Origin of the sequence: Caballeronia pedi, from assembly GCF_001544915.2 — a bacterium.
Classification (GTDB): Bacteria; Pseudomonadota; Gammaproteobacteria; order Burkholderiales; family Burkholderiaceae; genus Caballeronia; species Caballeronia pedi.
The window spans coordinates 32,981-57,826 of sequence record NZ_FCOE02000036.1; the positions used below are offsets into that span (position 1 = coordinate 32,981).

Here is a 24,846-nt window from a genome sequence, read left to right on the forward strand (position 1 = left end):
TCCGAAGAAAAAATGCGCGAAGTCCTGTGGATTCTTCTGACCGCGATAGCCATCACTTACGCCATATCCCTGGCGGGGCTCTACTGGCTACAAGGAAGGCTCGTTTATCCACTCGAACAGATCGAGGCTTTGAAAAACCCCGAACTGGAGACACTCACCGAACCGATAACGGTGAAAACCGAAGACGCCATAACCCTGACCATGCGCTACAGAGCGCCCCCAACCAGAACCACCCCCACGATCATCCTCTTCCACGGCAACGGCGAAGACCTCACCCAGCGCGCCCATATCGCGCTCGAAATGATCGAAGCAGGCTACGGTGTGCTCCTCGCCGAATACCGCGGCTACGGCGGCAATTCCGGCAAGCCCCACGAAGCCGGCCTCTACGCCGATGCCCGCGCCGCCTACGCCCACGCCGCCGCGCATTCCACGAACATCGTGCTGCACGGCTATTCGCTCGGCTCGGGCGTCGCCGTGCAACTGGCCAGCGAAGCAAGGATCAGCGCGTTGATCCTCGAAGCGCCCTTCACGAGCATCGTCGATGTGGCAGCGAAACGCTTCTGGCTCTTCCCCGTGCGCCTCTTCGCACGCGACCGCTACGACAGTCTTTCGAAGATCGCGGTCATCGATGCGCCGCTGCTGATCTACGGCGGCACGAAAGACGGCGTGATTCCCCCCGCGCACTTCCAGCGCCTCTTCGACGCAGCGCGCGGCGACAAGCGACTCGCGCTCATCGAAAACGCCGACCATCTCGATCCATGGACGATGGGCGGCCGCGAACACGTCATGCAGTTCCTCGAATCGCTGCAGTCGACGCGCGATGCCGTACAGGCGTAAAGACTAGGCAGCCTTCTTCCTGCTGCGCCCGAGCTTGAGCGTCACCCACGTCGGCGCATGATCGCTCGCATGCGGCTCGCCGCGCACCCATGTATCGACGCCCGCATGCTCCAGCTTCTCAGCGAGATCCTTGCTGAGCAGAATATGATCGATGCGCAGTCCCGAGTTGGTCTGCCAGTGATTGCGGAAGTAATCCCAGAAAGTGTAGATGCGCTCATCGGGAAACATCTTGCGCAACGCGTCCGTCCAGCCCTGCGCGAGCAGGTCCGCATAGGCCGCGCGGCTCTCCGGTTGCAGCAGCGCGTCCTTGAGCCACGAGCGCGTGTTATAGATATCCTCGTCGGTGGGCACGACGTTGTAATCGCCCGCGAGCACGACCGGATGACCGCTCTCGAACAATTTCTCCGCATGCGCGTTGAAACGCTCGAACCACGCGAGCTTGTAATCGAACTTCGGACCGGGCTGCGGATTGCCGTTCGGAAGATAAAGACAGCCGATCACCAGGCCGCCCACCGCCGCTTCGATATATCGGCTATGCGTGTCGTCCTCGAAACCGGGCAGCCCGCGCCGGCTCAGCACGGGCTCGGCATCCTTCGCGAGAATCGCCACGCCGTTCCACGATTGCTGTCCATGCCATAGCGCGCCATAGCCCGCGTTCGCGATCGCGTCGGCGGGAAACTGCGCGTCCGTCGCCTTCAGTTCCTGCAGGCAGACGATATCCGGCGATTCGCGTTCGAGCCATGTCAGCAAGGCGCCGAGCCGCGGACGGATGCCGTTGATGTTGAAGGTCGCGATTTTCACTCGGCGTCTCTCCATCGGTGGATCGGAATCGATCGTACACGCGTCGCAGTTTGCGTGCCGCATGATGCGCCGAGCGCGCCGCCGCAAAATCTGCGAAAGTCTCACGCTTATCCCGACACCCGCCCGCATCCATGTCCGAAGGCTCCCCTCACTGGCAGCGCAATCTCTACGTCTGCGTATTCGGCTCGTTCACGACCATCATGGCGATGACGCTGCTGCTGCCCTTCCTGCCGCTCTATGTGCAGCAACTGGGCGCGTCGTCGGTGGAGGCGGCGGTGCAATGGTCGGGCGTCGCGTTCGGCGCGACCTTTCTCGCGGCGGGCCTCGTCGCGCCGCTCTGGGGACGGCTCGCCGACCGCTACGGCCGCAAGCCGATCCTGATCCGCGCGAGCCTCGGCATGGCCATCACGATGTCGCTGCTCGGCGTCGTGCAGACGGTCTGGCAGCTCGTGGCGATGCGCTTTCTCGCGGGACTCGTCGGCGGCTATGCGAGCGGCGCCATCGTCATGATCGCAACGCAGACGCCGAAGCACCGCACCGCGTGGGCGCTCGGCACGCACGCGGCGGGCATGATGGCGGGCAATCTCGTCGGGCCGCTCATCGGCGGGCTGTTGCCGGGTCTGATCGGCATACGCGCGACGTTCTTTCTCGCGGGCGGCCTCATCTTCTGCTCGTTCATCATGACGACGCTTCTCGTGAAGGAAGAACGCCGCGCGCCCGATCACGCGAAAACGAAGCCGCGCGGCGGCTGGCGCGACGTGCCGCTCCTCACGCCCGTGATCGGCATGCTCGCGAGCGCGATGCTGCTCATGTTCGCCAATATGTCGATCGAGCCGATCATCACCGTGTATGTATCGCAGCTCGTGAAGGACCCGAAGCAGGTGACGCTCGTCGCGGGCTTCGTGATGTCCGCCGCAGCGCTCGGCAGCGTGCTCGCGGCGCCGCGCATCGGGCGGCTCGCGGATCGCGTCGGCGCGCCGAAGGTGATCGTCGGCTGTCTCGCCGCATGCGGCGTGCTGCTGATTCCGCAGATCTTCGTCACCAACGGCACGCAACTCGTCGTGCTGCGCTTTCTGATGGGCCTCGCACTCGGCGGCCTGCTGCCCGCGATCACGAGCGTCGTGCGCCACAACGTGCCCGATCACGCGGTCGGCTACATCCTCGGCTACGCGACCTCGGCGCAATACATCGGACAGGTGACGGGGCCGCTCGCGGGCGGCTTCATCGCCGCGCATTCGGGCATGCCCTCTGTCTTCGTGATGACGAGCGTGCTGATGTTCGTGGGCGCCGCGTTCAACGCGTGGGTCTTTCTGCGCAAGAACTGAACGCCTAGCGCTTCTCGCTATCGAGATGCGCCATCTGCACGGCCTCGTAGCGATCACCCGCCGCCGCGTCTCTCGGCACCGCCGCTTCGATCGCCGCGCGCTCGTCTTCCGTGAGCGTGATGTCGAGCGCGCCGAGCGATTCCGTCAGCCGATCGCGACGGCGCGCGCCGATCACCGGCACGATGTCGTCGCCCTGCGCGAGCACCCACGCGATCGCGATCTGCGCGACGCTCACGCCCTTTGCATCGGCGATCGCGCGCAACGCATCGACGAGCGCGAGATTGCGTTCGACGTTGCCTTGCTGAAAGCGCGGGCTGTTCGCGCGCCAGTCGCCCGTTTGCGCGGCGTCCTTGCTCCAGTGTCCGCTGATGAGTCCGCGCGACAGCACGCCATACGCGGTAATCCCGATGCCCAGTTCCCGGCACGCCGGCAGGATCGCTTGCTCGATGCCGCGCGAGATCAGCGAATACTCGATCTGCAGGTCGCAGACCGGATGCACGGCGGCGGCCTTGCGGATCGTCTGCGCGCCCACTTCCGACAGCCCCACATGACGCACGTAGCCCGCCTGAATCATGTCGGCGATCGCGCCGACGGTGTCTTCGACCGGCACGTTCGCATCGAGGCGCGCGGGCCGGTAGATGTCGATATGATCCACGCCCAGGCGCTGCAAGGTGTACGCGAGCGAATTCTTCACGGCAACGGGACGGCCATCGAACGCGATGAAGTTGCCCGCCGGGTCGCGCATGCCGCCGAACTTCACGCTGAGAATCGCGGCGTCGCGGCGTGAAGGCGGCGCGCTGCGCAACGCCTCGCCGATCAGCATCTCGTTGTGTCCCATGCCGTAGAAGTCGCCGGTGTCGAGCAGCATGACGCCCGCTTCGAGCGCGGCGTGAATCGTGGCGATGCTTTCCGCGCGATCCGACGGCCCGTACATGCCCGACATGCCCATGCATCCGAGCCCGATGACCGACACCTGCGGTCCGGTCTTGCCGAGTCCGTGTTGTTCCATGATGGTTCTCCGCTGAAGAAGAAAGAAGGGATGACGGAGATTATGGGAGCAAACCACGCGTGCGATAATCCGCCTTAATCTGCATGGGCTGTGCGCCGAGGCGAACAATGAACGAACCGGACCTGTCGGATCTGCATGCGTTTCTGGCGGTCGCGCGCTCGCGCGGCTTCAGGCAGGCGGCATTGTTGCGGGGCGTGTCGGCGTCGTCGCTGAGCGAGGCGATTCGGCGGCTCGAAACGCGTCTGGGCGTGCGGCTTCTGAATCGCACGACGCGCAGCGTCACGCCGACCGAAGCGGGCGAACGGCTGATCGAGCGCCTCGCGCCTGCCTTCACGGAAATCGCGGGCGCGCTCGATGCCGTGAACGGTTTCCGCGACAGCCCCACCGGCACGCTGCGCCTGAACGTGCCGACCATCGTGTCGCGCGAAGTGCTGCCGCCGATCATCGCGCGTTTTCTCGCGGCGCATCCGGGCATCACGCTGGAACTCAGCGCGAGCGATAACTTCATCGACGTGCTCGCCGCCGGTTTCGATGCGGGCATTCGCTATGACGAACGCATCGAGCGCGACATGATCGCCGTGCCGATCGGACCGTCGACGCAGCACTTCGTCGCGGTCGCGGCGCCCGCTTATCTTGCGGCGCACGGCGAGCCGAAGCATCCGCGCGATCTGGTGAATCACGCGTGCATCGGCCATCGCTTCGAAAGCGGCGTGCTGGCGGTGTGGGAATTCATGCGCGGCAAGGACGTGATACGCATCGTGCCGCAAGGGCCGCTCGTGACCTCGTCGATCGAGGTCAGCCGCGCGTGTGCCGTCGCCGGACTGGGGCTCGTCTATACATTCGACGAATTCGTGCGCGAAGCCATCGACAGCGGCGCGCTCGTGCCCGTGCTCAAGCCGTGGTGGCAGAGCTTCACAGGGCCGAGGCTATATTATCCGAGCCGCGCGCACATGCCGGGGCCGCTGCGCGCGTTCATCGATTTCATTCGGGCTGGAAGCTGAGCGTCGCTTATTGCTGCACGCCCCAGCGCCGCACCGTCACGCGCTCGAAGGTATCGAACACGAGATGCTCCACCGCAAGCCCGATCACGATGACCGCGGCCAGTCCCGCGAACACGCGATCCGTATACAGCTCGTTGCGGTTCTGGAAGATGTACCAGCCGAGACCGCCCTTGCCCGAGCTCGCGCCGAACACGAGTTCCGCCGCGATCAGCGTGCGCCACGCGAATGCCCAGCCCACCCGCAGCCCCGCGAGGATCGACGGCAATGCGGCGGGCACGAGAATCAGCATCACGTGCCGCATACCGTTGAGGCCGTAGTTGCGGCCCGTCATGCGCAGCGTCGAGGGCACCGCCTGAAAACCGGCGTACGTATTGAGCGCGAGCGGCCACAACACCGAATGCACGAGCACGAACAGCAGGCTTCCCGTGCCGAGGCCGAACCACAGCAACGCGAGCGGCAACAGCGCGATGGACGGCAGCGGATTGAACATCGCGGTGAGCATCGAAAGGATGTCGCGTCCGATACGCGTCGATACCGCAAGCGATGTCAGCAGGAACGCGAGCGCCGCGCCGAGCGCATAGCCGCGCAACAACACCGACATCGAAATGCCGATCTTCTCGATCAGCTCGCCCGACGCGATGCCCTGCACGAACGCGACGAACGTCGCGCTGAAAGTCGGCAGCAGCAGATCGTTGTCGACGGCGCGCGCGGCGATCTCCCACAGCGCGATCAGCACGATCGCGATGATGGACTTGCGCAGCCACGTGCGGTCCGCGAGACGCTTTGACAGCGGCAGCGGCGCATGCGGTTCGACATCGAACGACGCGGCGGGCGTGACTTCGTATTCGGGCCGCACGGGCGGCACGGTCAGATGCGGCGTGCTCATTGCGCCTCCTCTTCGAACAGCAGACGATGAATGCGCGCCACGCTCTGTTGAAACTCGCCGCGACCCATGCTTTCCTGCGTGTATTGATGACTGTTCAGTTCGGCGCGCACGCGTCCCGGATGCGGCGTCAGCAGCAGAATGCGATTGCCGACGATCAGCGCTTCCTCGATCGAATGGGTGACGAACAACAAGGTGAAGCGCTCGTCGCTCCACAGGCGCAGCAATTCTTCCTGCATGCGGCGGCGCGTGAGCGCATCGAGTGCGGCGAACGGCTCGTCCATCAGCAGCACGCGCGGCTGCATCGCGAGCGCGCGCGCGATGGCGACGCGCTGCTTCATGCCGCCCGATAAGGTATGCGGATAGGCATCGGCGAATTTCGCGAGGCCGACCTTGTCGAGATAATGCAGTGCGCGCTCGCGTGCTTCGGCGCGGCCGAGCTTGCGCGCGACGCGCAGCGGAAAGGCCACGTTCTGCACGACGGTCTTCCACGGCGGCAGTTGATCGAACTCCTGGAACACGACGATGCGATCCGCGCCCGGACCCCGCACGCGCTCGCCGCCGATTTCGATGCTGCCCGCGACGGGCTCGATGAAACCGGCGACAGCCTTGAGCAAGGTCGACTTGCCGCAGCCCGATGGCCCGAGCAGCACGAAGCGGTCGGCGCCGTACACGTCGAAGCTCACATCGTGCGTCGCGCGCACGAGACGTTCTGGCGTGCGGTATTCGAGCGTGACGTTCTTCGCGCTGAGCAGCTTGTTGCTCGTCGCGATGTTCGGATCGGCGTCGCGCGAATACAGCGCTTGGGGATTGGCGGCCATGTTCAATGTGCTCGAATGCAAACGAACACGATACCGGCGCATGGCGTCGTTACTAACCAATCAATGCGCATATCTAATTCGCGCTCGCCGATAAGCGCGCTTTCGTTCAGCTTCCGTCCTTCGTCGCCGGATCGCTGAAGAAGTAGTCCTGCCACGACTTCGGCTCGTTTTTAATCGCGCCGACGCGATGCATGAATTTCGCGAGCGCCAGCGTGTTCTGCGGCGCGACCGTGAATTTCACCGACGGGTCCTTGATCACCTTGATGAGCAGATCGCGGTCGAGCTTCGCGTTGTTCACACGCAGATAGATATCGGCGGCCTGCTCGGGATGCTGCGTGATGTAGCGCGCGGCATCGGCGAGACCGGCGACGAATGCGCGATACGTCTTCGGATTGTCGTTGCGGAATTTCTCGGTCGCGTAGAGCACCGTCGCGGAACTGGGGCCGCCGAGCACGTCGTATGAATTGAGCACGATATGCGCCTTCGGATTGCCCGCGAGTTCCTGTTGCTGGAACGGCGGATTGCCGAAGTGCGCGTTGATCTCCGTGCCGCCCGCGATGAGCGCCGCCGTCGCATCGGGATGCGGCACCGCTTGCGTGAGCTTGTCGAGGCGGTCGTATTGCTTGTCGCCCCACTGCTTCGCGGCCGCGTATTGCAGGATGCGCGACTGCACCGACACGCCGACCGCCGGCACCGCGATGCGGTCCTTGTCGGTGAAATCCGCGATGGTCTTCACGCGCGGATCGTTCGATACGAGGTAATACGGGAAATTGCCGAGCGACGCGACGCCCTTCACGTTCTGCCGTCCGTGCGTGCGGTCCCAGATCGTCAGCAAGGGGCCGACGCCCGCCGCCGCGATATCGACCGAACCGGACAAGAGCGCATCGTTGACGCTGGAACCACCCGACAGTTTCGCCCAGTCGACCTTGATATCGAGCCCTTCCTTCTTGCCTTCCTGCTCGATGAACTTCTGATCGCGCGCGACATTGAGCAGCAGATACACCACGCCGAACTGCTCGGCGATGCGCAAGGTGCCTTCCGCATGCGCACTCGCCGATGTAATGCCGAGCGAAACCGCGAGCGCGGCCACGAGCGCGCGTGCGGCGCCCTTCCCTGATCGAGAATGCATCGAAAAACCCCGTGAATTAAGCGATATTTGTGTTCAGAAAGGCGCGTCGCCTTCGATGGTCGTGCGATACAGCTTGCGCCTCTGATCATCCGGCGTGCCCGCCGCGAGATGCATGACCGAGCGGTTGTCCCAGAACACCATGTCGCGTTCGCGCCATTGATGCCGGTAGATGAACTCGGGCCGCGTGCTGTACGCGAACAGTTCCGCGAGCAATGCGCGGCTTTCGTCTTCGGGCAGACCGATCACGCGCGTGGTGAAATGCTCGCTGACGAAGAGCGCGCGGCGCTTCGTTTCCGGATGCGTGCGCACGATCGGATGCGTCACCGGCTTGACCTGCGCAACCTGCTCCGCCGACAGATTCGGACGCCACGGACTGCGCTTCTGCAACTCGCCATACTTGGCGAGATAGGTATGCTCGGCAACGCGGCCTTCGACGGCCTGCTTCATATGCGCGGGCAGCGTGTCCCACGCGAGATGCTGATTCGCGAACAGCGTGTCGCCGCCGAGCGCCGGCAACTCCTGCGCATGCAGCAGCGAACCGAGGCTCGGCTTGTCTTTGTACGAGAGGTCCGAATGCCAGAAGTGGCCCGCGTCGCCGAGGCCGATCGGCCTGCCGTTCTCGACGATGTTCGACACGATCAGCACTTCCGGATGCCCCGCGAGCCCGAACTGATGCAGCACGTGAATCTGCAGCGGGCCAAAGCGCTTGCTGAACGCGACCTGTTCGTCCGGCGTGATGCGCTGATCGCGAAACACGAGGACGTGATGATCCAGATGCGCGCGATGAATGCGCGCGAAGTCCGCTTGCGACAGCGGCCTCGACAGATCGAGCCCGATCACTTCGGCGCCGAGCGGCGCGTCGAACTTGCGAATCTCGATGGGTTGATCGGCGGCTTCCGCGGATGTCGCGAGTGAAGCGAGGGCGGGATTGGGGGCGGTCTGAATCGTCACGGTCGAGCGGATAGCAATCTATGACTTCGGGGAAGCGAAGAATCTAACGCGCGACGATCCGGGCGGCAACGAACGATGCGAGCTTTGGTTATGCGTCGACGTGATAAAGCGGTGAGCCGGGCGGATTGATCGGATCATTGATGCCTGGGCAAGCGCGACTAATCGGCGATATCGAACGGCAATTCGACCTGCACCGGCTCGACAAAACCGCTCTCATCGCGCCCGGCGAGCGCGCTGACCCGGACGCCGAGCAGCCGGATGCGCCGGTCGAGCACGATGCGCTTCAGGCATTCGGTCGCGGCGCGGCGGATCTCGACGGGATCGGCCGTCGCCACGGGAATGGTCAGATCGCGCGTCACGGTGCGGAAGTCGTCGAAGCGCAGCTTGATGCCCACGGTGCGCCCGACATAGCCCTTGCGCTGCAAGTCCTCGGCGACGCGCGTGCACAGGCCGGTGAACTCCCTGGTGAGGGTCGCGCGGTCCTGCTTCGGATGAAAGTCGCGTTCGAAGGTGGTCTCGCGGCTCATCGACTTGGGCGTCGAACTCACCACGACCGGCCGCTCGTCCTGACCCTGCGCGATGCGCGCGAGCCACGCGGCATACGTGTGACCGAAGTGCGTCTGCAGCAGGCCGGGATCGGCTGCTGCGATATCGCCGACCGTGACGATGCCGAGCGCCGCGAGCTTCTCGCTCGCCTTCGGACCGATGCCGTTCACCTTGCGCGCGGCGAGCGGCCAGATGCGCGTGGGCAGGTCGTCCATCGTGAGGAGCGTGAGACCGTCCGGCTTGTCGAGCTCGGAGCCGATCTTCGCGAGCAGCTTGTTCGGCGCGATGCAGATGGAGCATGTCAGCCCGGTCGCGTCGCGCACGGCGTCCTTCATGCGTCGGCCGATCTCCGCCGGCTCGCCGGGCAGCTCGCTCACGTCGATATAAATCTCGTCGATGCCGCGATTCTCGATCTGCGCCGTGAAGGTCGCGATGGCCGCCTTGAAGAGGCGCGAGTAATGGCGGTACGACTCGAAGTCGGTCGGCAGGAGAATGGCGTCGGGCGCGAGTTGCGCGGCCTTCATCATGCCCATTGCGGAGAAGACGCCGAACTTGCGCGCTTCGTACGTGGACGTGGTGACGACGCCGCGGCCCGCGTAGTCACGCAGACGCCTGAAGCGGCGCGTGCCGTCGGGGAGCGTTTCGGGCGTCGCGCTGCGGCCGCCGCCGACCACGACCGGCATGCCGCGCAACTCGGGATAGCGCAGCAGTTCGACGGATGCGAAGAACGCGTCCATGTCGAGATGCGCGATGCGGCGCGGTGCGGATGTCAAAGACGGCGCGTCCATTGCGGCGCTCAAAACAAAATGACTTACTGTACATCCATACAGTAATTCGCGCCAGCGCCTTTCGTTATCTGGATTGCGGAATCATTCCGGCGTGCGCTTTTCGGCGAGCGCGCGGCGGCAATCGTCGAACACCTGACGCACGACATCCGATTGATAGTTGAGATCTTCGCTGTCGAGAATTTCCTCGACGGCATCGCGCGCCCAGTCGGCTTCGAGCATCGCGCAATGCTGGGTGGCGATTTCACGGGCGATGGCCGCGAGCTTGGCGACCGTGAGCCAGTCCGCAAGCCGTTGATGCCGGTCGAGCCATTTGTGCGCGGCCTGCACGTGAAACGAGGCCGCCGGCCAGTCGCCATTCAGATAGTACGCGCCGAGACTGCCGCACGTGAGCCAGCAGAGCAACTCGGCGCGGTCGCGGGCACTGAGGATACGAGACACATCGTTCATGGCGGCCGTTCCGTATGAAACCCCTATGAAAACACGATAGCACGGGATGGTGCGGCGCGGCAGTGGCTGCCCGCAATGCGATCGGTTTCACGGTGCGCTGGCGAACGCTTCGTCATGCGAAGGGCGGTATCGCGCTTGAAGCGGGCCGTCGTTCGCGGCTCTCATTCGCTTCTAATTCGCGCGGCATAACCTGATTTCCGTCGGCCCCACACAGGCCTTCTTTCAATGACGGGAGCACATCATGTTTGAACGTTTTTCGAAATCCCTCGGCAGCCTTTTCCTCAACCGCGACGCCAGCGACGAGTATCTCGCGTCGTCGAGCGATCTCGCCGATCTCGAACGCCGCATGCGTCAGGTAGAAACGCAGGATCACGACTACAACATGTACTTCTGCGGCGCGCTCGGACGCCACCACGATGCGCCGTGATTCGGCCGCGCGCTACTTCGTTTCCTCGCGCCCCGCCTGCCCGAGCATCACGGTCCAGCCGAGCCCGCGCACGTTGCGAATGACGCTCGCGCCGAATTTCTTGCGCACCGAATGGATCAGCACGTCGACCGCGTTGCTCTCCACTTCCTTGCCCCATCCGTAAAGGCGATCCTCGAGCTGATCGCGCGAAAAGATGGTGCCGGGGCGTTCGAGAAGCGCGTGCATCAGCGCGAATTCTCGCGCCGACAGCACGCCGGAATTCTCGCCGCACGTGAGCGTGCGCTGATCGAGATTGAGGCAGAGCGAATCGTCGCCGAGACGCGAGACCGCGTAGCCCGCCTTGCGGCGCAGCACCGCACGGATGCGCGCGAGCAGTTCGGGCATGTCGAAGGGCTTGAGCAGATAGTCGTCGGCGCCGAGATCGAGGCCCTGCACGCGCGTGTCGAGATCGTCGCGCGCGGTGAGGATCAGCACGGGCGTGGCGTTGCCGGCGGTGCGCGCCTGACGCAGCAGCTCGATGCCGGTCATGCCCGGCAAACCGAGATCGAGCAGCACCACTGTGTACTCGGCGGCGCCGATGGCCTCGCGGCCCGCGTTGCCGTCGCGCACCCAGTCCACGGCGTAGTCGGCGTCCTTGAGCGCACGCATGAGGCTCGTGCCGATCTGCACGTCGTCTTCGATCAGGAGAATTCGCATGTTCCACCCCGCACCCGGCGAGAAGGGCGCGCGCCACGCGCCCGGAATGCGGCACAAACGAATAAAACGCACGACCGGTCTTTTCTATTGCTTTTCCTGACCGCCGATATTCGCCTTGCGCCACGCAGCGAATGCATTGTAATCGGCGCAAAACCTTATGTGTTCAATACAGGCGCGGCCGCATTCTCGCTGACTTCCTCGACCGGAAAGCCGATCGATGCGACGATGCCCGAACGCCCGTCAGTGCGATTTTCGAGCGTCACGTCGCCGCCGTAACGCGCGGCGATCGCCTTCACGATGGAGAGACCTAGCCCGCTGCCCTCGATGTCCGGGTTCGCGCGAAAGAAGCGGTCGAACACGCGCGGCAGCAACTCCGGCGCGATGCCCGGCCCCGTATCGACGACATCGACCCATACCAGATCGCCGTCGCGCCGCATGCGCAGATCGATGGTGCCGCCATCGGGCGTATAGCGGACCGCGTTCGACACGAGATTGCGCACCGCCATGCCGATATCCGTCTCGACCGCGCGCACATGCACGTTCAGCATTTCTTCCGCGCCGATGTCCATGCCGCGCGCAATCGCGATCGGCAGCACATCGGCGACGGCGCCCGTCACCACTTCCGAAAGATCCACGCGCGAAAACGGCGTGCCGCCCACGGGCGCATCGGCGCGCGCGAGCCGCAAAAGCTGCGCGATGAGCTTGCCGCTGCGCGCGATGCCCTTGCGCAATTCCTGAAACCGCTCCTGATTGCCGGCGACGATATGCGGCGCGAGGTTATCCGCCTGAAGCTGAAGCGCGGTGAGCGGCGTGCGCAGTTCGTGCGCGGCATCGGCGATGAACTTGCGCTCCTTTTCGATCGAGGTCGCGAGGCGCTCGATCATCGTGTTGATCGAGTGGATGAAGGGCGCGATCTCGGTGGGCACGCCGACCGTCGGCAGCGGCTGCAGATGACTCATGTCGATGGCGCGCACTTCCGCGCCGAGTTCATGCAACTGCCGCAGCGAACGCCGCACGACGAGCGCGACCGCGATCCACACCAGCGGCAGCAGCACGGCGATCGGCCAGAGCGTTTGCGTCGCGGCTTCCTGCGAGATCTCGCGGCGCACCGAAGAACGTTGCGCGACCTGAATCGTCATGGTCGGCTCCTGGCGCGTGAAGATGCGCCAGTGCTCGTCGTTGACCTCGGCGCCGGTGAAGCCCGGCTTCGCGTCGCGCGGAAAATGCAGGGACGGGTCGGTGGTGCGGAACGGCTGGTCGACATCGGGCTTCCACACGACGACGACGACATCGCGATCGTCCTGCGAGCCGCGCGCGGGATTCTCCGGAATGCCTTCGGCGTAGCCGTCGCGCATGCGCGCGGCCACCTGTTCGAGCCGCATGTCGAGCAGCGCGCTCATGCCGGTCTTGCTCAACTGATATGAACTCACGCCCTGCACGATGCCGATCACCGTCACGAGCAGCCCGAGCGCGACGACGAGTTGATTCTTCAGTGATTTGATCATTCGAGTCCGCCGCTTCGGAAAGGAACGGGGCGTTTCGCCAGCCCGTTCGATTCTAGGCGACATTCCCGGGGATTTCGGTCTGAAAGATGACATGTGCCTGGCTCGCCGGGAAAAAAACGCCGGTCCGCTCGCGGCCGGCGCCAAAGGCTGAGGAGATACACGAGAACCGTGGAACGAACCGTCTGCCGCCGGGGAAGCGCGCCGTCCGTCCACGAAAACAAGCGTAGGCGCGAAGAATTAGCGTTGAATGAGCGCGCGGCAGGCTTCATCGAGCAGCGTTTCGCCGCGCGGGATAACATTGCATTCGGCGCATTTTCATCGGCGACATTGCTTTGGCTGCAAGGAATTCGCAAGCCAGGCGCCGCCGCCGCATCTCCATCTACCGTGCATGGCTTCGCTCGCGCGCATCGTCGTCGGTTGCGCGTCGCGGGAGGCATGTCATCCGAAACGCATGTCAGAAAACAGAAAAACGGCACGTCCCCTCGTCATCGCAGCGGTGATGGCCTCGATGGCCATGGTCGCGATCGAAGCCACTATCGTCTCCACCGCGATGCCGCAAATCGCCACGCAGCTCGGCGGCCTCAATCTCTATAGCTGGGTGTTCTCGTCGTTCCTGCTCACGCAGACGGCGCTCACCGTCGTGTTCGGCAAGCTCGCCGATCTGTACGGCCGCAAGCCCGCTCTGCTCGCGGGCATCGCGATCTTCCTGATCGGCTCGGTGCTCGCGGGCTTCGCCTGGTCGATGCCCGCGATGATCGTGTTCCGGCTGGTGCAGGGCGTCGGCGCGGGCGCGATCCTGCCGGTCGCGCTCACGGTCGTCGGCGATCTCTATCCGGCGCGCGAGCGCGGCAAGGTGCAAGGCTATCTCGCGAGCGTGTGGGCCGTGTCCGCCGTGCTCGGTCCGATGGTCGGCGGCCTCTTGATCCGGCAGTTCTCGTGGGCGTGGATCTTCTGGATCAACGTGCCGATCGGCATTCTGGCCGCCCTGCTCTTCACGCTCTTCCTGCACGAGGAAAAGCGCCACGACCGCCCGGCCATCGATCTCGCCGGCGCGTTCTTTTTCACGGCGGCCGTCGCCGCGCTGATGATGGCGCTCACCGACGCCGGTCATGCGAGCAGCACGCGCGTCGGCGTGGAGATCGCGGTGCTGGTGCTCGCGATCGTCGGCTTCGTGGTGCAGGAACGCCGCGCCGCCGATCCGATGATCTCGTTTCGCCTGTGGTCGCATCGGCCGATTGCGGCGAGCAACGTCGCGACCCTTTTGGCCGGCATGGCGATGATGGGTCTCACCACCTTCCTGCCGATGTACGTGCAGGGCGTGATGCACCGCACGCCGGTGGAAGCGGGCCTCGCGCTCACGATGATGATGATCGGCTGGCCGAGCGGCGCGACCTTCACGTCGCGCGCGTTCAGCCGCATCGGCCTGCGGCGTCTGCTGATGGTCGGGCCGGTGTTCATTCCGCTCGGCGCCCTGCCGTTCGTGCTGCTCGGCCCGCAATCGAGCCCGGTCTGGGCGGGCGTCGGCTCCGCCGTGCTCGGCTTCGGCATGGGCATCACGAGCGTGTCGTGCCTCATCCTGATTCAGGAGATCGTGCAGCCGCTCGAACGCGGCAGCGCCACCGCATCGAACCTGTTTTCGCGCAATCTCGGCAACACGCTGGGCGCGGCCGTGTTCGGCGCGGTGCAGAATTACGGCCTCATGCATACGGACGGCCTGCCGCCCGTGCACGCGGATCAGCTCAAGCAACTGCTGTCGAGCGTGCCCGGTGACTTCGCGACCAACAACGAAATTCGCCTCGTGCTGCATCACTCGTTGCATATCACCTTTACCGCGATGTTCGTGATCGCGCTCGGCACCGTGATCTCGATGCTGTTCATGCCGAAGATCGAGATCGGGCGCGCGAAGGAGACGGTCGAGAAAGTGGGGGCGGAGAATGCCGCGGAATCGGCTGCAAAATCGGCCGCGAATCAGGCGTTTCACTGAACGCACGGCGACGATGCTCTCGACCCAGTACATCAGCCGCATCACGCTCATGCGCGACAAGGCGCCGTCTTTCGACGTCTGGCCGTTCTCGCTGCCCGCCGTGCGCGCGCTCGATACGCTCGAACCGCATCCGAAGGTCACGTTTCTCGTCGGCGAAAACGGCTCGGGCAAGTCGACGCTGCTCGAAGCGATCGCGGTCTCGATGGGCTTCAATCCCGAAGGCGGCACGAAGAATTTCCGTTTCGGCACGCGCGCATCGCATTCGGCGCTGCATGAGTATCTGCGGATCGCGAAAGGCTTCAAACGGCCGCGCGACGGCTTCTTTCTGCGCGCGGAAAGCTTCTTCAACGTGGCCACTGAAATCGAGCAACTCGACGACGAACCCGGCTTCGGCCCGCCGATCATCTCGTCTTATGGCGGCAAGTCGCTGCACGAGCAATCGCACGGCGAGTCATTCCTCACGCTGTTGATGGAACGCTTCGGCGGACAAGGCCTCTATCTGCTCGACGAACCCGAGGCGGCGCTGTCCCCGCAACGCCAGCTTGCCGCGCTCGCGCGCATCCACGATCTCGTCAATGACGATTCGCAGTTCATCATCGCCACGCATTCGCCGATACTGATGGCCTATCCCGATGCGTGGATCTATCAATTCACCGAAGACGGTCTCGCGCGGGTCGCCTATGAAGACACCGAGCACTTCAAGGTGACGCGTGCGTTTCTCGCCAACCCCGAACGCATGTTGCGCACGCTGCTCGACGGCGAGCGCTGAACGCGTCCCGCCGGCATGACCGGCGGGACGCGACGTGATGCAGCGCGCTCAATCCTGCGCCTGAATCAGCGGGCTTGCCTGCTTGGATTTGTCGACGCCCGCATCGTTGCTCTGTTGCGCATCCTGAGCAATGGTCTGCATGTTCATGCCTTGTTGCGATGTGGGCGCGCCGTCCATTGGTGCGTAATGCGGCGCGGGCCCGTAACCGCTTGCGAGCGCGTAGGATGCGCCCGCGAGCGCCGCGACGAAGATGATGCCTTTGAGATTGCCGATCATGATAGTGCTCCTGAGGGTTTCACGTAGTCACTTCAATCGGCCTCATTGCACTGCCTGCCAAGCAACCGACCTTCTGAAATGTGCACGCAGTCTACGTGCGTGAACCGGCGTTGAAATCCCCTCAAAAGCAAGGATAGGAATGGATGGATACGCGCGCCGTGTAGGGAGCGCTTTGCGCATTCCGGCTTGTCCTCGACAGCGCCGCGCGCGGCCCGTTACATCTTGTTCAAGAGGTGCGATGCCTCGCCAACGGGTAAACTGGCGAAATCAGACATCCTCCCGCTGCGTTGACTATCAGAACCATGACCAGATCGAGAGCAGCCGTCCCCCAGCTCGACCAAGCACACGGCACGCCGTCCAAGCCCACGATGAGCGACGCGCAATATCACGCGCTCGTCGATGCGATCGAAGACTGCGCGATCTTCATGCTCGACCTGAACGGCCGCATCACGAGCTGGAACACGGGCGCGCGCAGGATCAAGGGCTATGAGGCGCACGAGATCATCGGCCAGCATCTGTCGCGCTTCTATCCGGCGGAGGCGGTCGCGCGCCGCTGGCCCGAGTACGAACTGAAGCAGGCGTATGCGACCGGCCGCTTCGAGGACGAAGGCTGGCGCGTGCGCAAGGACGGCACACTGTTCTGGGCGAATGTCGTCATCACGGCGGCGCGCGATACGAAGGGCGAGATCATCGGCTACGCGAAATGCACGCGCGATCTCACCGCGAAGCGTGCCGAAGAAGAGAAGCTGCGTCTGTCGGAAGAGCGCTTTCGTCTGCTCGTGGAAAGCGTGAGCGACTACGCGATCTTCATGCTCGATCCGGGCGGTCATATCGCAAGCTGGAATACGGGCGCGATGCGCATCAAGGGGTATCAGCCGTCGGAGATCATGGGCAAGCATTTCTCGACGTTCTATTGCCCCGAGGATCTCGCCGCCAATCTTCCCGAGATCGAACTGCAGACCGCGATCCGCACGGGCCGCGTGGAGAACGAAGGCTGGCGCGTACGCAAGGACGGATCGCTCTTCTGGGCGAACGTCGTGATCACGGCGGTGTACGACGAGCATCGCGTGTTGCGCGGTTTCGCGAAGGTCACGCGCGACATGAGCGAGCGCAAGCGCCTGGAGCAGCTCGAAGTATCGTCGCGGCGCATCAGCGAGTTTCTCGCGACGCTCGCGCACGAGTTGCGCAATCCGCTCGCGCCGGTGCGCAACGCGATCGGCGTCATGCAGATGGAAACGGGCATGCCGCAGCGGGTCAACGCGTGCCGCGACATCATCGACAGACAGACCTCGCATCTCGGCCGGCTCGTCGACGATCTGCTCGACATGGGCCGCATCACGACGGGCAAGATCGATCTGCGCATGGCGCGCGTCGACGTGAGCGATATCGTCGCGAGGAGCATCGAGCTCGTGCATCCGTTCATCGATGAACGCACGCAGCGCGTCGTGACGAAGCTGCCGCGCGATCCCGTCTTTGTGATGGGCGACGCCACGCGGCTCGTGCAGGTCGTGCAGAACCTGTTGAACAATGCATCGAAGTTCTCGCCGCGCGCGAGCACGATCACGGTGGAAGTCGAGTGTGAGACGAGCGCGCTGCTGCTGAAAGTGGCCGATACCGGGCGTGGCATTTCGCAGAAGGGCCTCACGTCCATCTTCGATTTGTTCGTGCAGGAGGATCACTATCTCAATCCCGGCGAGGCGGGGCTCGGTATCGGGCTCACGCTGTGCAGGTCGATCGTCGAGATGCACGGGGGGTCGATTTCCGCCGCGAGCGACGGGCCGAATCAGGGCAGCACGTTCACGGTGCGATTGCCTTATGCATCGGTGGATGACGCGCCGCGTCCGCATCGTGTGCTCGCGCAGAGCGCCGCGCGGGAGGTCGACGGTGGGTTGCACATCGTCGTGATCGACGATAACCAGGATTCAGCGGACAGTCTTGCCATGCTGTTGCAGATGAAGGGGCATGACGTGCGCATCGCGTATCACGGCAAGGAAGGGCTCGATGTGGTTCGGCATTTTCCGCCGGATCTGATTCTGCTCGATCTGGCATTGCCGGATATGGATGGTTATGCGGTGCTGCGCGCGCTGCGCTCGAAGCGGCTCATCGGGACGGCGATGGTGGTCGCGATGACGGGGTTTGGGCAGGACAGCGACAAGGAGCGCTCCGCGCAGGCGGGGTTCGATGCGCATCTCGTCAAGCCGGTGGATTTTGAGGTGCTGGATCGGTTGTTGGTTCGAGTGGCGGGGCCGTGATTTTTACTGACGCAAGAAACCCTCACTCCCTAACCACCCGCAAGGGAAAAACGACCCGCGAAGCGACCAACCCCAACGCGCCACCGAGCAACGTCTCCCAGGCCCGCGCTGTCAGCAACCCCACCGAATGCACCCCACTCGCGGCCAGCGTCACGACCAGCACGAACGCAAACGCGCCGCAAGCGATGTCATACCGCTCCGGCAACGCCATCGCATAAGCGATCATCGCCAGCGCGGACAATGTCCACACGACAACCGGCCAATGCTCCGCGAGCGGCAGACACACGAGCCCGAGCGGCACCCCGACAAGCGTCCCATAGATACGTCGCCGCACGCGCTCCGCCGTACCCACCGCCGACGTCGCCACGACATACACACACGCCGTGATCGCCCAGGCCGATTCCACGAGCCCGAACGCGCGATTCAACAGCACCACGATGAGTGAGCCGCACGTCGCCTGCAAACCCATCGCGAACGCGGGCGATATCGCGTGACGTCCATAAGCGGGTTCGGACGCCAGCGCGGGCAGCACGGCCGGATGCTCCGCCGGCCCGCTCAGCACGCGCGGCACGATTGCGGCGAGCATGCCGATCAGCAGCGCGAACAGAATCGCCCGTGAATCGCCGGGCGCGAGATTCATCCCATAGGCGAGCAACTGTCCGATATAAAGCTGCGAGCCGATGCCCGCGCCAGTCACCCCGAAGCGCTTCAGATAGCCTGCGAAGAACGCACCCGTGACGAGCACGAGCTCGGCGCCGCCGCGCCCGAAATCACGGAGCATCGGCGCGAACAAAGCGAAGCTGAGGGCGCCGAACGCAGCGGCGATGCACAGCACGGCGAGATCGCGGCTCGATTCGAAGCGCGTCGTGCGCGCCTCGGACACGCTCGCCCACAACGCGAAGCCGCCCGCCAGCGCGCCGACGGACACGCCGGCCGGCACGCTCTGCGTCACGTCCTGCAACGCGCCGAGCGCCGCCGCGAGACCGTATGCGGTGACGAGCCGCAAACCCTTGATGCGCCGATGCGTACCCGGATCGACGCGATCCAGCCACGCAAGCGCCGCCTGCCCGCGACGCGCAGCCGATTGCGCCAGCGTCAGCGCCGATTCCGCGAGACGCGTTTTCGCGTCGCCGATATGCTGCTCGTCGTCCATGGAGGTCCACCGAGGGAGAACGCGCTCCAACGCATTCTAGGCGATGCCGCGCCGCACGTTCCGCCTTCGTGCGCGTGCGCCACGCGCCGCCGCGTCGACGATGCAGCCGGCAAGGCGCGTGGCCGCGTCGGGTTCATCGGCACGCGCACGCCGCGCCCGCTCGACGAGACCGATCTCGCGATGAAACGTCTCGTCGCCGAGATCGAGCGCCAGCACGCCGCGCGGCCACGCGCCGATGCCATCCGAGACCGGCACGAGCGCCACGCCCAGGCCCCGCGCCACCAGTTGCGCGATGCCCGGCAACTCGTCGACTTCGATCGAATCGCGCACCGCGATGCGGCGCTTCGTCAGAAACGCGTCCACCTGCCGGCCGCCGAACGAGCGCCGGTCGTAACGGATGAAGGGCTCCGACTCGATCAGCTCGCGCCATTGCGCGCCCTTCTTCGCAGCGGGCGCGAGCAGCACGAACGGCTCGGCGGCGAGCGTGCGCCATCGCAGCTCGGCCGGCAGCGAAAACGGCGGACGGATGAGGACGGCCATGTCCATCTCGCCCGCATCGACGCTCGCCAGCAGATTCAGCGACACGCCCGGCACCAGCCGGATGCGCCACGCGGGAAGCACGCGCCGGAACGCGCCGATCGCATCGGGCAGCAGCGCCGCATGCGCCGACGCGATCGCGCCGACCGACAGCGAGCCGCCGCGCCCATCCTCGCCTTCCGGCTCGGCGAGGCGCGCATAGAGCGCGATCAGTTCGTCGGCGAGTTCGAGGGTGCGCCTGCCTGCCTTGTTGAGCGTCGCGGAGCGGCCGGTGCGGTCGAACAGCGCAACGCCGAGATGCGCTTCGAGCCGCTGCATCTGCGCGCTCACGGCCGATTGCGTGAGACCGATGTGCGCGCCCGCGCCCGCGAAGGTACCGTGGCGCGCCACCGCGATGAAAGTCTGAAGTTCGCGCAGCATATCGATTCATCGAAAATATTGGGGCTGACTCCCGCAATATATCGTTTTTCAACACAAATATTTATTAATACACTGAGGCCTTCGTTCCCCACACGTCGAATAAGGAATCATCGCCATGAGCACGACTCAGCACGCCATGCCGCCGTTTCACCTCGCGTTTCCCGTCCACAGCCTCGCCGCCGCGCGCGAGTTCTACGGCGAGTTGCTCGGCTGCCCGGAAGGCCGCAGCTCCGACGCCTGGGTGGATTTCGATTTCTACGGGCATCAGATCGTCGCCCATCTCGCGCCCGATGAAGTCGGGCATCGCACGACGAGCGCGGTCGATGGCGACGCCGTGCCGGTGCGCCACTTCGGCGTCGTGCTGTCGATCCCGCAATGGGAGGAACTGGCCGACAAACTGCGCGCCGCGGGCACGCGCTTCGTCATCGAGCCGCACGTGCGCTTCAAGGGCGAAGTCGGCGAACAGGCGACGATGTTCTTCCTCGATCCGTCAGGCAATGCCGTCGAAATCAAGGCGTTCGCCGACATGTCGTCGCTGTTCGCGAAGTAACGCGCGCTGCATTTCCATTCCGATGACACGCGCCTGACGGATTCTTTACCGGATAGAATCCGCTCTGCGCGCGACGTGCGCGACATCGGGGAGACGCGAGTATGGGACCTTCTGAAGGACGCCGCCGCTTTCTGGGCGCGGCGCTATGCAGCACGATCGCCGCATGCGGCGGTGGTTCGGATTCCGACAACGCCAACGCATCGGAATCGTCGGGCGGCACGCAAACCGGCCCCGTGCCGGACGCGCAAGTCAACGCCGCTCTTTCCCAGCTCGACACCCTCGCCAACAATCTTTTGAGCAGCACCGGCGTACCGGGCATGGCCATCGCGGTCGTGCGCGGCACGCAGACCGTCTACGCGAAGGGCTTCGGCACGCGGCTCGTCGGTTCGGGCCAGAAAGTCGATGCCGATACCGTGTTTCAGCTCGCGTCGGTGTCGAAGTCGGTGGGCGCGTCGGTCGTGGCGCATCAGGTGGGCGCGGGCGGCATCGCGTGGAACACGCCGGTGCGCGCGCATCTGCCGTGGTTCACGCTCTCCGATCCGGAGGTGAGCGCGGCCGTCACCATCGGCGATCTGTATTCGCATCAGTCCGGCTTGCCCGACCACGCGGGCGACAAGCTCGAAGACATGGGCTACTCGCAAACGGAAGTGCTTCAGCGGCTGCGCTTCCTGCCGCTGCATCCGTTTCGCCATTCGTACTTCTATACGAATTTCGGGCTCACGGCGGCGGCGGAGTCCGTGGCGACCGCCGCGGGCATCGACTGGGCGACGCTCTCCGATACCGCGCTCTACAAGCCGCTCGGCATGACGAGCACGAGTTCGCGCTATGCCGATTTCATCGCGCGATCCAACCGGGCGACCGGCCACGTGAAGCGCGGCGATCAGTGGGTGCAGGGGCTTGGCACGATGCCCGATGCGCAATCGCCCGCGGGCGGCGTGAGTTCGTCGGTGAACGACATGGCGAAGTGGCTCACGATGATGCTCGGCGCGGGCGTTTTCAACGGCAACCGTATCGTCGATGCGACCGCCCTCGCCGCGGCCATCACCGCGCAGGCGCAAAGCTCGCCGCCCGGCGGCGGCAATCCCGCAGGCTTTTACGGCTATGGCTTCAACGTGGGACAGACGAGCGCGGGGCGTGCGTCGTACAGCCATTCGGGCGCATTCAGCGCGGGCGCTGGAACCAACTTCATGGTGGTGCCATCGACGAATCTCGCGATCGTCGCATTGACGAACGCGTTCCCGATCGGCGTGCCGGAAGCGGTCAACCAGCAGTTCTTCGATATCGTGCAGTTCGGCTCGATCCAGCGCGACTGGTTCAAGCTCTACAACGATGCGCTGGCGCCGCTGTCGAAGCCGTCCGGCTCGCTCGTCGGCGCGACGCCGCCGGCCTCGCCGCTGCCCGCGCGTGCGCTGTCGACTTACATCGGCACGTACAGCAACGACTACTTCGGGCCGATTCAGATCGTCGATCAGGGCGGCGCGCTCGCGATTCTCATCGGCCCGCGTCCGATGACGCTGCCGCTCTCGCATTGGGATGGCGATGTCTTCACCTTCACGCTCGTCAACGAGAACGCGAATCCCGGCACGATATCGAAGGTATCGTTTCTCAGCGATCGCGTGACGCTCGAGTATTACGACGAGGACGGGCTCGGCACCTTCGTGCGTTGATGCGCGTCGCGCGCTACTGGCCCGAGCCGCTCGCGCTGACGGGCGCGCCGGGGCCGCTCGGCGTCGCCGTCCCGCTCGGCGCGGTGGACGGGCCTGCGTTCATCGGACTCTTGTGCGCCTGCTTCGAATGCGTGGACTTGTGCGCGGGCGACTTCGACTGTGCGGGCTGCGTCGTCGTTTGCGCATTGTCGCCAGCCTGGAGGCCCGTGTTCGAGCTCGGCGGATTGTCCTGCGCGAAAGCGGACGCACAGACGAGCGCAAATGCGCCGGCGGTGGCGGAAAGGGCGATACGTTTCATGTCGGATACTCCGGTTGGCGGTTTGCAAAATGCGATTCGTGCGGCCTGATCTGCCTGCTGGCCGCTGCACGCGCAGCGGCCGGTTCGCACGATACGAGTCAGCACGCGCTATGCCACGGTCTGACGATTCACAAACACCGGAGCGCGCATTGAAAGGCGCGTCCGCCCGGTTCTTCAGGTTCTGAACACGGCGACCGCGCGCTTCAGTTCTTCCGCCTGCACCGCGAGCGCGGCGGCGGCCGCCGTCGCCTGCTCCACGAGCGCCGCGTTCTGCTGCGTGACGGCGTCCATCTGCGTGATCGCGACGCCCACCTGCTCGATGCCCTGCGTCTGTTGCAACGAAGCGGTCGAGATCTCGCTCATGATGTCGTTCACGCGCGTGACCGACGTGAGAATCTGCTTCATCGTGTCGCCGGACTGCTGCGCGAGATCCTGCCCCGCCGTGACGTTGGTCACGGATTCGTCGATGAGCGTCTTCACGTCCTTCGCCGCCGCCGCGCAACGCTGCGCAAGCGCGCGCACTTCCGAGGCGACCACCGCGAAGCCGCGCCCGTGCTCGCCCGCGCGCGCCGCTTCCACGGCTGCGTTCAGCGCAAGAATGTTGGTCTGGAACGCGATGCCTTCGATGACGCCGATGATATCGACGATCTTCTCCGAACTGCCCGCGATCCTGTCCATCGTCGCGACGACGCCGAGCACGACGCCGTTGCCGCTTTCCACCGTCGACGATGCGCTCGCGGCAAGCTGGCTCGCTTGTCCGGCGTTGTCGGAATTGAGGCGAACGGTCGAGGTGAGCTCTTCCATGCTCGAAGCCGTTTCCGCGAGCGAAGCCGCCTGCTCTTCGGTACGCGACGAAAGATCGTGATGGCCGTCCGCGATCTCGCGCGACGCCGCCGTGATGCCGTCCGCGACCAGCTTGATCTGCGCGATGGTCTGCGTGAGACGCGACTGCATCGTGTGCATCGAATGCATGAGGCTGGATTCGTCGCCGCGCGTCACATGCACGGCCTGCGCGAGATCGCCCGCCGCGATGCGCTGGCAGACGATCGCCACATCGCGCGGATCGCCGCCGATGCTCTTCAGCACGCCGCGGATGATAAACGTCATCGCGAGCGTCAGCGCCGCGCCGATCACGCCGATCAGCAACAACGACTTGAGCACGATCGCATGAAAGGCTGCGTCGATGTCGTCGATATACGCGCCCGTGTAGACGTGCCAGTCCCATTCGCGCACGTAGTCGCCGTAGGTCATCTTTTGCAGCGGCTCCTGCTCGCCCGGCTTCGGATACAGATACGTCGTGATATGCGAGCCGTCGAGACCATGCTTCACGATCTCGGCGGTGAAGTGCTTGCCGGTGCTGTCGATGAAATCGTTGACCTTGTTTTCCGTGTCGGGGCGCACGGGATTCAGAATCTGGAACAGCTTCGAATCGAGGATGCCGAGATAGCCGCTCGTGCCATAGCGGATCGCGCGCACACTCGCGATGGCCAGCTTCTTCGCTTCGGCTTCGGGCAGCGCGCCGCTTTGCGCCTGTTTGACGTAGAACCTGACGACGCTGGTCGCGGATTGAACCTGCTCGGCGAGCGCGCTTTCACGGTTGCGCATCAGCGAGTGTTTCGTGGAGATCGCGTTGAGCGCGCACAGCAGGATGAGACTGAGCCATACGAAGCCCACGGTGCTCATGAGCTTGGTCTTGAAGGAAAGTTTATTCACGATCGGGTTGAAGGGGCCGGTGGGTGCGCCGGGGCAGGCGCTCGCTTGCGAGCTTCCGATC

At 64.7% G+C, this 24,846-nt stretch carries 24 protein-coding genes; 9 read left to right on the plus strand and 15 right to left on the minus strand.

The annotated features are described in order from the left end of the window. Window positions 1–12 precede the first annotated feature (12 nt). On the plus strand, window positions 13–837 hold the full coding sequence (locus tag AWB80_RS33520; RefSeq protein WP_061178970.1) for an alpha/beta hydrolase: 825 nt from the start codon (window positions 13–15) through the stop codon (window positions 835–837). A 3-nt stretch (window positions 838–840) separates the two neighbouring features. Here the strand turns inward: AWB80_RS33520 and AWB80_RS33525 are convergent, their stop codons facing one another. Further along, the gene (locus AWB80_RS33525) at window positions 841–1,653 is read right to left on the minus strand and encodes an exodeoxyribonuclease III (RefSeq protein WP_061179014.1); all 813 of its coding nucleotides are present in this window, start codon (window positions 1,651–1,653) and stop codon (window positions 841–843) included. A gap of 116 nt (window positions 1,654–1,769) precedes the next feature. Between AWB80_RS33525 and AWB80_RS33530 the strand changes: the two genes are divergently transcribed. Further along, on the plus strand, window positions 1,770–2,963 hold the full coding sequence (locus AWB80_RS33530) for an MFS transporter (RefSeq protein WP_061178971.1): 1,194 nt from the start codon (window positions 1,770–1,772) through the stop codon (window positions 2,961–2,963). A 4-nt stretch (window positions 2,964–2,967) separates the two neighbouring features. Here the strand turns inward: AWB80_RS33530 and AWB80_RS33535 are convergent, their stop codons facing one another. Continuing rightward, entirely contained in the window at window positions 2,968–3,972 is a 1,005-nt protein-coding gene (locus AWB80_RS33535) for an aldo/keto reductase (RefSeq protein WP_061178972.1), read from the minus strand. Window positions 3,973–4,079: 107 nt separating this feature from the next. Here AWB80_RS33535 and AWB80_RS33540 point away from each other — a divergent pair, with 107 nt between their 5' ends. Continuing rightward, the gene (locus AWB80_RS33540) at window positions 4,080–4,973 is read left to right on the plus strand and encodes a LysR family transcriptional regulator (RefSeq protein WP_061178973.1); all 894 of its coding nucleotides are present in this window, start codon (window positions 4,080–4,082) and stop codon (window positions 4,971–4,973) included. Window positions 4,974–4,980: 7 nt separating this feature from the next. Here AWB80_RS33540 and AWB80_RS33545 read toward each other — a convergent pair whose 3' ends face one another. From AWB80_RS33545 to AWB80_RS33570, 6 genes are all read right to left on the minus strand, one after another. Next, entirely contained in the window at window positions 4,981–5,859 is an 879-nt protein-coding gene (locus AWB80_RS33545) for an ABC transporter permease (protein ID WP_061178974.1), read from the minus strand. After that, entirely contained in the window at window positions 5,856–6,677 is an 822-nt protein-coding gene (locus tag AWB80_RS33550) for an ABC transporter ATP-binding protein (protein WP_061178975.1), read from the minus strand. Before AWB80_RS33550 ends, AWB80_RS33545 begins: the two co-directional genes overlap by 4 nt. A gap of 106 nt (window positions 6,678–6,783) precedes the next feature. Further along, complete coding sequence (locus tag AWB80_RS33555) at window positions 6,784–7,806, minus strand: ABC transporter substrate-binding protein (RefSeq protein ID WP_061178976.1); 1,023 nt, start codon at window positions 7,804–7,806, stop codon at window positions 6,784–6,786. Between the two features lie 33 nt (window positions 7,807–7,839). Beyond that, on the minus strand, window positions 7,840–8,751 hold the full coding sequence (locus tag AWB80_RS33560) for a TauD/TfdA dioxygenase family protein (protein WP_087131800.1): 912 nt from the start codon (window positions 8,749–8,751) through the stop codon (window positions 7,840–7,842). 164 nt (window positions 8,752–8,915) lie between these two features. Further along, window positions 8,916–10,091: a DNA polymerase IV gene (gene dinB / locus AWB80_RS33565; protein WP_425266908.1), complete on the minus strand. Its 1,176-nt coding sequence runs from the start codon at window positions 10,089–10,091 to the stop codon at window positions 8,916–8,918. 81 nt (window positions 10,092–10,172) lie between these two features. Next, window positions 10,173–10,538 carry a hypothetical protein gene (locus tag AWB80_RS33570; RefSeq protein ID WP_061178978.1) on the minus strand — a complete coding sequence of 122 codons (366 nt, stop codon included), beginning with the start codon at window positions 10,536–10,538 and terminating at the stop codon, window positions 10,173–10,175. Window positions 10,539–10,779: 241 nt separating this feature from the next. Between AWB80_RS33570 and AWB80_RS33575 the strand changes: the two genes are divergently transcribed. Beyond that, window positions 10,780–10,965, plus strand: coding sequence for a DUF3563 family protein (locus AWB80_RS33575; RefSeq protein ID WP_061178979.1), 186 nt, complete (start codon window positions 10,780–10,782; stop codon window positions 10,963–10,965). A 12-nt stretch (window positions 10,966–10,977) separates the two neighbouring features. Here the strand turns inward: AWB80_RS33575 and AWB80_RS33580 are convergent, their stop codons facing one another. Further along, window positions 10,978–11,661, minus strand: coding sequence for a response regulator transcription factor (locus AWB80_RS33580; protein ID WP_061179016.1), 684 nt, complete (start codon window positions 11,659–11,661; stop codon window positions 10,978–10,980). 155 nt (window positions 11,662–11,816) lie between these two features. After that, a complete protein-coding gene (locus AWB80_RS33585; RefSeq protein ID WP_061178980.1) occupies window positions 11,817–13,166 on the minus strand; it encodes a sensor histidine kinase in 1,350 nt (449 codons plus the stop codon). Between the two features lie 451 nt (window positions 13,167–13,617). Here AWB80_RS33585 and AWB80_RS33590 point away from each other — a divergent pair, with 451 nt between their 5' ends. Both AWB80_RS33590 and AWB80_RS33595 read left to right on the plus strand, forming a co-directional pair. Beyond that, window positions 13,618–15,150 carry an MDR family MFS transporter gene (locus AWB80_RS33590; RefSeq protein ID WP_061179017.1) on the plus strand — a complete coding sequence of 511 codons (1,533 nt, stop codon included), beginning with the start codon at window positions 13,618–13,620 and terminating at the stop codon, window positions 15,148–15,150. A gap of 13 nt (window positions 15,151–15,163) precedes the next feature. Further along, window positions 15,164–15,919, plus strand: coding sequence for an AAA family ATPase (locus tag AWB80_RS33595; RefSeq protein ID WP_061178981.1), 756 nt, complete (start codon window positions 15,164–15,166; stop codon window positions 15,917–15,919). A 48-nt stretch (window positions 15,920–15,967) separates the two neighbouring features. Here the strand turns inward: AWB80_RS33595 and AWB80_RS33600 are convergent, their stop codons facing one another. Beyond that, window positions 15,968–16,195: a hypothetical protein gene (locus AWB80_RS33600; RefSeq protein ID WP_061178982.1), complete on the minus strand. Its 228-nt coding sequence runs from the start codon at window positions 16,193–16,195 to the stop codon at window positions 15,968–15,970. Window positions 16,196–16,563: 368 nt separating this feature from the next. Between AWB80_RS33600 and AWB80_RS33605 the strand changes: the two genes are divergently transcribed. Further along, window positions 16,564–18,447, plus strand: a complete 1,884-nt coding sequence (locus AWB80_RS33605; protein WP_087131795.1) for a PAS domain-containing hybrid sensor histidine kinase/response regulator — start codon at window positions 16,564–16,566, stop codon at window positions 18,445–18,447. Window positions 18,448–18,469: 22 nt separating this feature from the next. Here the strand turns inward: AWB80_RS33605 and AWB80_RS33610 are convergent, their stop codons facing one another. After that, on the minus strand, window positions 18,470–19,600 hold the full coding sequence (locus tag AWB80_RS33610; RefSeq protein WP_061178984.1) for an FUSC family protein: 1,131 nt from the start codon (window positions 19,598–19,600) through the stop codon (window positions 18,470–18,472). Between the two features lie 36 nt (window positions 19,601–19,636). After that, window positions 19,637–20,557: a LysR family transcriptional regulator gene (locus AWB80_RS33615; protein WP_061178985.1), complete on the minus strand. Its 921-nt coding sequence runs from the start codon at window positions 20,555–20,557 to the stop codon at window positions 19,637–19,639. 115 nt (window positions 20,558–20,672) lie between these two features. Here AWB80_RS33615 and AWB80_RS33620 point away from each other — a divergent pair, with 115 nt between their 5' ends. Together AWB80_RS33620 and AWB80_RS33625 are read left to right on the plus strand one after the other, a co-directional pair. Beyond that, the gene (locus AWB80_RS33620) at window positions 20,673–21,107 is read left to right on the plus strand and encodes a VOC family protein (protein ID WP_061178986.1); all 435 of its coding nucleotides are present in this window, start codon (window positions 20,673–20,675) and stop codon (window positions 21,105–21,107) included. 101 nt (window positions 21,108–21,208) lie between these two features. Beyond that, the gene (locus AWB80_RS33625; protein WP_061178987.1) at window positions 21,209–22,774 is read left to right on the plus strand and encodes a serine hydrolase; all 1,566 of its coding nucleotides are present in this window, start codon (window positions 21,209–21,211) and stop codon (window positions 22,772–22,774) included. A 13-nt stretch (window positions 22,775–22,787) separates the two neighbouring features. Here AWB80_RS33625 and AWB80_RS33630 read toward each other — a convergent pair whose 3' ends face one another. Both AWB80_RS33630 and AWB80_RS33635 read right to left on the minus strand, forming a co-directional pair. Further along, window positions 22,788–23,072 (minus strand): hypothetical protein, encoded by a 285-nt coding sequence (locus AWB80_RS33630; RefSeq protein ID WP_061178988.1) that lies wholly within the window; start codon window positions 23,070–23,072, stop codon window positions 22,788–22,790. Window positions 23,073–23,246: 174 nt separating this feature from the next. After that, window positions 23,247–24,785, minus strand: a complete 1,539-nt coding sequence (locus AWB80_RS33635; RefSeq protein WP_061178989.1) for a methyl-accepting chemotaxis protein — start codon at window positions 24,783–24,785, stop codon at window positions 23,247–23,249. Window positions 24,786–24,846 lie beyond the last annotated feature (61 nt).

Excerpts from the sequence above, each read along its gene's own strand:
- AWB80_RS33520 (WP_061178970.1), top strand. The coding sequence starts at position 13 with ATGCGCGAAGTCCTGTGGATTCTTCTGACCGCGATAGCCATCACTTAC.
- AWB80_RS33525 (WP_061179014.1), bottom strand. The coding sequence starts at position 1,653 with ATGGAGAGACGCCGAGTGAAAATCGCGACCTTCAACATCAACGGCATC.
- AWB80_RS33530 (WP_061178971.1), top strand. The coding sequence starts at position 1,770 with ATGTCCGAAGGCTCCCCTCACTGGCAGCGCAATCTCTACGTCTGCGTA.
- AWB80_RS33535 (WP_061178972.1), bottom strand. The coding sequence starts at position 3,972 with ATGGAACAACACGGACTCGGCAAGACCGGACCGCAGGTGTCGGTCATC.
- AWB80_RS33540 (WP_061178973.1), top strand. The coding sequence starts at position 4,080 with ATGAACGAACCGGACCTGTCGGATCTGCATGCGTTTCTGGCGGTCGCG.
- AWB80_RS33545 (WP_061178974.1), bottom strand. The coding sequence starts at position 5,859 with ATGAGCACGCCGCATCTGACCGTGCCGCCCGTGCGGCCCGAATACGAA.
- AWB80_RS33550 (WP_061178975.1), bottom strand. The coding sequence starts at position 6,677 with ATGGCCGCCAATCCCCAAGCGCTGTATTCGCGCGACGCCGATCCGAAC.
- AWB80_RS33555 (WP_061178976.1), bottom strand. The coding sequence starts at position 7,806 with ATGCATTCTCGATCAGGGAAGGGCGCCGCACGCGCGCTCGTGGCCGCG.
- dinB (WP_425266908.1), bottom strand. The coding sequence starts at position 10,091 with ATGGACGCGCCGTCTTTGACATCCGCACCGCGCCGCATCGCGCATCTC.
- AWB80_RS33570 (WP_061178978.1), bottom strand. The coding sequence starts at position 10,538 with ATGAACGATGTGTCTCGTATCCTCAGTGCCCGCGACCGCGCCGAGTTG.
- AWB80_RS33575 (WP_061178979.1), top strand. The coding sequence starts at position 10,780 with ATGTTTGAACGTTTTTCGAAATCCCTCGGCAGCCTTTTCCTCAACCGC.
- AWB80_RS33580 (WP_061179016.1), bottom strand. The coding sequence starts at position 11,661 with ATGCGAATTCTCCTGATCGAAGACGACGTGCAGATCGGCACGAGCCTC.
- AWB80_RS33585 (WP_061178980.1), bottom strand. The coding sequence starts at position 13,166 with ATGATCAAATCACTGAAGAATCAACTCGTCGTCGCGCTCGGGCTGCTC.
- AWB80_RS33590 (WP_061179017.1), top strand. The coding sequence starts at position 13,618 with ATGTCAGAAAACAGAAAAACGGCACGTCCCCTCGTCATCGCAGCGGTG.
- AWB80_RS33595 (WP_061178981.1), top strand. The coding sequence starts at position 15,164 with ATGCTCTCGACCCAGTACATCAGCCGCATCACGCTCATGCGCGACAAG.
- AWB80_RS33600 (WP_061178982.1), bottom strand. The coding sequence starts at position 16,195 with ATGATCGGCAATCTCAAAGGCATCATCTTCGTCGCGGCGCTCGCGGGC.
- AWB80_RS33605 (WP_087131795.1), top strand. The coding sequence starts at position 16,564 with ATGAGCGACGCGCAATATCACGCGCTCGTCGATGCGATCGAAGACTGC.
- AWB80_RS33610 (WP_061178984.1), bottom strand. The coding sequence starts at position 19,600 with ATGGACGACGAGCAGCATATCGGCGACGCGAAAACGCGTCTCGCGGAA.
- AWB80_RS33615 (WP_061178985.1), bottom strand. The coding sequence starts at position 20,557 with ATGCTGCGCGAACTTCAGACTTTCATCGCGGTGGCGCGCCACGGTACC.
- AWB80_RS33620 (WP_061178986.1), top strand. The coding sequence starts at position 20,673 with ATGAGCACGACTCAGCACGCCATGCCGCCGTTTCACCTCGCGTTTCCC.
- AWB80_RS33625 (WP_061178987.1), top strand. The coding sequence starts at position 21,209 with ATGGGACCTTCTGAAGGACGCCGCCGCTTTCTGGGCGCGGCGCTATGC.
- AWB80_RS33630 (WP_061178988.1), bottom strand. The coding sequence starts at position 23,072 with ATGAAACGTATCGCCCTTTCCGCCACCGCCGGCGCATTTGCGCTCGTC.